Source organism: Pseudomonas sp. TR47 (genome assembly GCF_044143025.1).
Classification (GTDB): Bacteria; Pseudomonadota; Gammaproteobacteria; order Pseudomonadales; family Pseudomonadaceae; genus Aquipseudomonas; species Aquipseudomonas putida_E.
In genome coordinates, this window is sequence record NZ_JBHFCS010000049.1 from 1 (window position 1) to 5,674 (window position 5,674).

The window sequence follows — 5,674 nt, forward strand, 5'->3', positions numbered from 1 at the left end:
TAGATCGCGTCAGCGCCGATGAACTCAAATGTAAACTGCTCGTGATCGATCCAGTGCACTTGCCAGTATTCACGCACGGGCCCGGAGTATCCTTGAAGTGTCTCCAGATACAGGCGCTCTTCGCGTTTCATCGCAACCGAAACTGGGAGCAACAGGCCGTTTTCAAGCGCCCCGGAATGGCAAAGAGCCTGGTGGATCAAAAAGCGCGACAAGCGCCCGTTTCCATCCATGAACGGGTGGAGGAACACGAACCCAAATGAAATGATGCTTGCCGCCACAAGCGGATCGATTTGGGTAGGGCCTTCATTAGCGAAGCGCATCAGGCTTTCCATCAACTCGCGGCACAGGCCCGGGGGAGGGGGTACATAGGTCACCCCGGCTGCTCCATGCATGCCATTGCTAAGGTGGTTCTGCTCGTGTCGAAATGCCGCCGCAAGGTCCAGAGGGTTTGCCACAGTGGCGTTCTGTAAAGTAACCAGATAATCCTCAGTCAGTGGGTGGCGCTCATGGGCCTGGCGCAAGAGCTTGATGAAGCGGCGGGATTTATCTTCGGTTGGGGCTTCCTTCTCGATTGCAAACGAGTCCTGGGTCTCGTGCAGATACGCCCAGTTGATAGCCCTGTCCATCATCAGCGGAGGGAGTGAACCGATGAAGTTCTTCGCCTTGCCGAGAATGTCATGCTCGAGAAGCTCTGTAACTTGCGCAGTGCGCTCTACGGTCGCGCAGTAAGTCAGATCTCCGAGCCCGTTGAACTCCACCCGCCACTTCGAATTTCGCTCACCTGGTCGAGTAATGTACTGTTCTGGGTCGAATAGCTGAGCGAAGCCGCCGCGTACAGGTGAAGGCTGCTCAATGTCTTCACCGGTGAAGGCTTCCCGGAGATAGCAGGCCTTACGGATATAAACGCCATTGGGTGATGCTTCCAGCGCTTGCGAAAAACGTTCAGCTGGGATCTGTGGCAGAGCCTGGGCGAGAATTGAAAGGTTGATACCTTCGTGCTTGAGCGCAAAAAGCACATTCCCAAGCAGGTCGTCCTCTGAGGGCGCCATTCGATGGGGCACCGCGAGCGTGTTCCCGATTTTCTCAATCCGGGTGACCGGTTGTACGATCGCAGGGCGCTTGAGTGCGACCGCAGAGATCTGCAGCCTATCGAGTAGTAGCGAATATCCCGCTGCCCGCATGTACCTTTCCTTCAGTTTGGGCGTGAGCGCTGTGTTTTTTTTAAGTCAGCTCACAAAATCTTCAGATTTCGCGATTATGCCGTTTTTTTCTTCACTTTCCACAGGGCATGTGAGGTGGGCTCGCAACGTCCGAAATGTGTGCCTGGGTTTTTCTTCAGTTCTGACCAGTGTGGCGAAATTTTCTTGCCGAGGATGCAAAAATCTTCAGTTATGCAACCGAAGCAGTTTTTTTCTTGAGTTTTTGATGCGCCGCGCGGGCGGCGCTCGACCTCAAGGGTGCTGAAGAAACTGTGGCAATCACTGCTGCGGCCCACCCCATACATCCCGCCCAACACACACAACCCCATCAAACAGCAAACGCGCCGTCCTCACCAACCCGCACCCCGTGATCACGCCACGTTCCAAGCTGATCTCCACTGTAAATTCGCCGCTAGGATGCTCCACCGCCAAACGCTGGATATCACCGCCGGACGTGCTGGCAAGCCCCTGTGCAACCGACCCTTCGATCAAACAGGCCGTGGCGACACTTACCGCGCCAAACACCCCGATGGACGCATGGCAACGGTGCGGAATGAACGAGCGGGTATTGACCGTGCCGCCGTTGCGCGGTGCCGACAGCAGGCACATCTTTGGCACATTGCGCTGGCTGACATCACCCAGGTTCATGCGTGGGCCCAGTTGCAGGCGGATGGCTTCCAGGCGCGTTTTCAGTGCACTGTCGGCATCCAGCGTTTCGCACGGCTCGTAGCCGGTCACGCCAAGGTCTTCGGCACGCAGCAGCACAATCGGCATGCCGTTGTCGATGCAGGTCACTTCCACGCCATCGACCCGGTCGCGGCTGTTGCCTGTCGGCAGCAGGGCTCCGCAACTGGCTCCGGCCACGTCGGCAAACGTCACCACCAGCGCCGCCGCTCGGCCCGGCACGCCATCGATACGGGTATCGCCGGCATACTCCACCTGGCCATCGGTGGTCGGCACCTGGGCGACGGCGAGCTGCCCGGTGTTTTCCATGAATATACGCACCGGTGTGCTTGCGCCGCTGGCGGCCACCAGGCCGCGCTCGATGGCGAAGGGCCCGACGCCGGCCAGGATGTTGCCGCAGTTCTGCCCGTAGTCCACCCGCGCTTCGTCCACTACCACCTGCGCGAACAGGTAGTCGACGTCGGCGTCCTCGCGCATTCTTTTCCCCATCCGCCGGGCGCTGAACGAGTTGCGCCACATGGACAGTGACCTGAGTGCGATGCAAGGCACCCTGCGCGGGGTGGTGCATGCCGGCGCGTTGCCGTTGGGCCGCTCGCGCATTCTGCCGGAGGCCATTTTGCGTTTTACCGCCCAGCATCCACAGGTCCGGGTGGTGACCAACGAAAGCCCGTTCGACCTGCTGGCAACCGAATTGCGGGTGGGGGATGTGGACTTCGTGCTAGGCGCCTTGCGGCCTCACGACTATGCCAGCGACCTGGTGGGCGAGCCGCTCATCAACGAGGAAATGGTGCTGCTGGCCCGCCGGGGGCACCCGTTGCTGCACGCACGCCTGTCGCTCGAGGGCGTGCACCAGGCGCGCTGGGTGTTGCCGCGGGCCGGTTCGCCGGCGCGCGGGCTGCTTGACAACTGCTTCGCCGCCGCTGGTTTGGCAGCGCCGTGGCCTGTGGTGGAAAGCGCTGATCTGGCGGTTATCCGTGGCCTGCTGGTGCGTTCAGACATGCTGGCGGCGGTGTCTACGCACCAGTTGGCTTACGAGATTGCCAGCGGCGAGCTGCAACGCCTGCCGCTGGCACTGCCCGGTACTGCCCGCGCCATCGGCCTCATGCAGCGCAGTGGCTGCCTGCAGTCACCGGCGGCGGCCGCGCTGATGGCTTGTATCCGCCAGGTGATCACTTAGCATGCCTGCGCCAGACTGCGGGCCTAGAGGGGGCTCAACTGGCGTCCTCGGTCAGTTTGACGCTCTCCCGGCGACCGAGTAGCGGAATTATCTTACGCAATATCCAATTTTCTTATCGCAGCTCCCTGGCGGTGTGCTGGCAGGTGGCATTGCAGAATGCGCAGCCCTCAGCGTTGCGCCGATATGCCGTTGAGCTCACCCTGTTGCAGGCTTTGCACGCTGTTGCCCAGTGCATCTGTTGCTTCGATATCAGCGCCATGGGCGGTCAGCGCGTCGAGCAATTCCTTGCGCTGAAACATGGCCGCATACATGGCGGCCGTCTGTCCCGCGCCATTGCGCTGGTCAGGGTTGCACTTGGCGTCGATCAGCCGCCTGGCAATGCGCACCTCGCCTTTGAATATCGCCCCCATCAGTGCGGTGTTGCCCCGCTTGTCCTGGGCGCATGGGTCGGCGCCGGCCGCCAGCAGTTGTTCCACGGCCGCTCGCTGGCCGTGGTAGGCCGCCAGAATAAGGCCGGTGTAGCCCTTTTCGTCAGGGGTATCCAGGTTGTAGCCCGCCTGGATGAATGTTTTGATCATTGCCTCATCCCCGCGGCGTGCGGCCCCGAAGAAGTAATCGCGCAACCGCTGCTCGGTGTTGGTGTCTTGCCCTTGGGGCGGCAGTGGCTCTTGTGCCTGGGCGGTGAGGATCAGCAAGCCACACACGGCTGCCATCATCCATTTGTGCATGGTGTTTACCTGCGTAGAAACGAAGAGCGGGCCGTCGGCCCGCTCAGTCATGGCAATCAGTCCTGCAGCTTCGCTGCCAGCTGCTGAACGCGCTTGAGGTCTGCCTTGGCCACTTTGGCCAGGCCTGCACCGTAGTCGCTATCGGCCTTGTAGAAGAACGACAGCATGATGTAGCGGCTTTGCTCGTCGGTCACTGCCAGGGCCTGGCCCAGGCTGTTGATCAGGTCGGTCTGTTCCTTCTTGCTGTAGGAGCGGAACAGCTCGCCGGTCTGCTTGAAGTTCTGCTCGCGCTGGATCTTCGCCTGCTGGGTGCTGCCCACCAGCGGGGTCGGCACATAGCGGGCGCTGGCCTGTTCTTCACGCGGCTGCAGGCGGCTTGGCTGGTAGTTGACCCCCGTGGTGGTGTGGCCCGCGTTGGCCTGGCCATCCTGGTTGACGTTATTGACCGGGATGCGCGGCTGGTTGACCGGCAAGCTCAGGCCGTTGGCGCCAATGCGGTACATCTGGGTGTCGGCATAGGCGAACAGGCGGCCTTGCAGCAGGCGGTCTTCAGACGGTTCGATACCTGGCACCAGGTTCGACGGCGCCATGGCGACTTGCTCGGTTTCCTGGAAGAAGTTGTCGACGTTGCGGTTCAACACCATCTGGCCGATCTTGCGCTCTGGCACGTTCGGCCAGATCTTGGTGGCATCGAGCGGGTCGAAGTCGAACGTGGCCAGGTCTTCGGGCTTGAGCACCTGGATGTACAGGTCCCATTTGGGGAACTTGCCGTCCTTGATCGCGCTGACCAGGTCGTTGGTCATGTGGCTGTAATCACGGCCCTGGACCTGCTCGACTTGTTTGGGGTCAAGGTTCTTCTGGCCTTGCAGGCTCTTCCAGTGGAACTTCACGTAGTGCACTTGGCCTTCGCTGTTGACCAGCTTGTAGGCATGCACGCTGTTGCCGTCCATTTCGCGGTAGCTGGCCGGGGTACCCTCGTTGGAGTACAGCAGGGTCAAGGTACGGGTGGCTTCTGGTACGTGGGAGAAGAAGTCGAAGCGGCGGGAGTCGTCATCGAGGTTGGTGCGTGGGTCAGGCTTGAACGCATGCACCATGTCCGGGAACTTGATGGCGTCGCGGATGAAAAAGGTCGGGAAGTTGTTGCCTACCAGGTCCCAGTTGCCGTCTGCGGTGTAGAACTTGGTGGCGAAGCCGCGTGGGTCACGCAGGGTTTCGGGCGAGTGGTTGCCGTGCACCACGGCAGAAAAGCGCACGAACACCGGTGTTTTCTCACCTGGGCGGAAGACTTTGGCGATGCTCAGGTCGCTGATGTCGGCGCTGGCGGTGAACTCACCGTGCACTCCGGTACCACGGGCGTGCACCACCCGCTCTGGAATGCGCTCGCGGTCGAAGCGCTGCAGCTTCTGCAGCAGGTTAGCGTCTTGCAGCAGCACCGCGCCGTTGGCGCCGGCCGTTTGCGAATTCTGGTTGTCACCAACCGGTGCACCGCTGTCGCGGGTCAGGGTCGCGGCCTGGACGGACATCGTCAGCAGGCTGGCGGCAAGGCTTGCTGCAACCAGCAGGCGGCCGGGTTGGAAATGCTTTAGCACAGGGGTCATCGAGAAGCTCCATAGGCTCAATCGGGCGTTTTGAATGCGCCCGCAGAGGATAATGAGCGTGGGATGCCCCCCTAAATTGATCCTGCGCATCAGCACGATTGGCAATTTCAATGCAGTTTTTTATGCATTTTTTGCTAGATGAGAGCTGACGGTACGCCGGCCCCGGTATCCCGTCTGGCGCTGAGTGAATCCTGGACGTTAAGCGATTTGGGCCCGCTTTGCGGCCCATCGCCGGCAAGCCAGCTTGTATGGTAGGACTCGAAGGGGTGGGTGGGACCTAAAGCCGGC

Annotated in this window: 4 protein-coding genes and 2 pseudogenes; 1 reads left to right on the forward strand and 5 read right to left on the reverse strand. The window is 60.8% G+C overall.

What is annotated here, in order from left to right; genetic code table 11:
- The 3 genes and pseudogenes from ACEWE8_RS25745 to ACEWE8_RS25755 all read right to left on the reverse strand — a co-directional run.
- Nucleotides 1-1,181 (reverse strand): Fic family protein (locus ACEWE8_RS25745; RefSeq protein ID WP_395589434.1); only part of this gene is annotated, 1,181 nt, incomplete at its 3' end.
- Between the two features lie 74 nt (nt 1,182-1,255).
- Nucleotides 1,256-1,495 carry a hypothetical protein gene (locus ACEWE8_RS25750; protein ID WP_144415488.1) on the reverse strand — a complete coding sequence of 80 codons (240 nt, stop codon included), beginning with the start codon at nt 1,493-1,495 and terminating at the stop codon, nt 1,256-1,258.
- Nucleotides 1,479-2,357: pseudogene (locus ACEWE8_RS25755) on the reverse strand (PrpF domain-containing protein); the annotation flags it as partial. The gene ACEWE8_RS25750 and the pseudogene ACEWE8_RS25755, both read right to left, overlap by 17 nt.
- Between ACEWE8_RS25755 and ACEWE8_RS25760 the strand changes: the two are divergent.
- A pseudogene (locus tag ACEWE8_RS25760) lies at nt 2,341-3,060 on the forward strand (LysR substrate-binding domain-containing protein); the annotation flags it as partial. The pseudogenes ACEWE8_RS25755 and ACEWE8_RS25760 overlap by 17 nt on opposite strands.
- Nucleotides 3,061-3,227: 167 nt before the next feature.
- Here ACEWE8_RS25760 and ACEWE8_RS25765 read toward each other — a convergent pair.
- Both ACEWE8_RS25765 and katB read right to left on the reverse strand, forming a co-directional pair.
- Nucleotides 3,228-3,788, reverse strand: coding sequence for an ankyrin repeat domain-containing protein (locus ACEWE8_RS25765; RefSeq protein WP_080952158.1), 561 nt, complete (start codon nt 3,786-3,788; stop codon nt 3,228-3,230).
- A gap of 56 nt (nt 3,789-3,844) precedes the next feature.
- A complete protein-coding gene (gene katB / locus ACEWE8_RS25770) occupies nt 3,845-5,386 on the reverse strand; it encodes a catalase KatB (RefSeq protein ID WP_125924807.1) in 1,542 nt (513 codons plus the stop codon).
- Between the last annotated feature and the right edge of the window lie 288 nt (nt 5,387-5,674).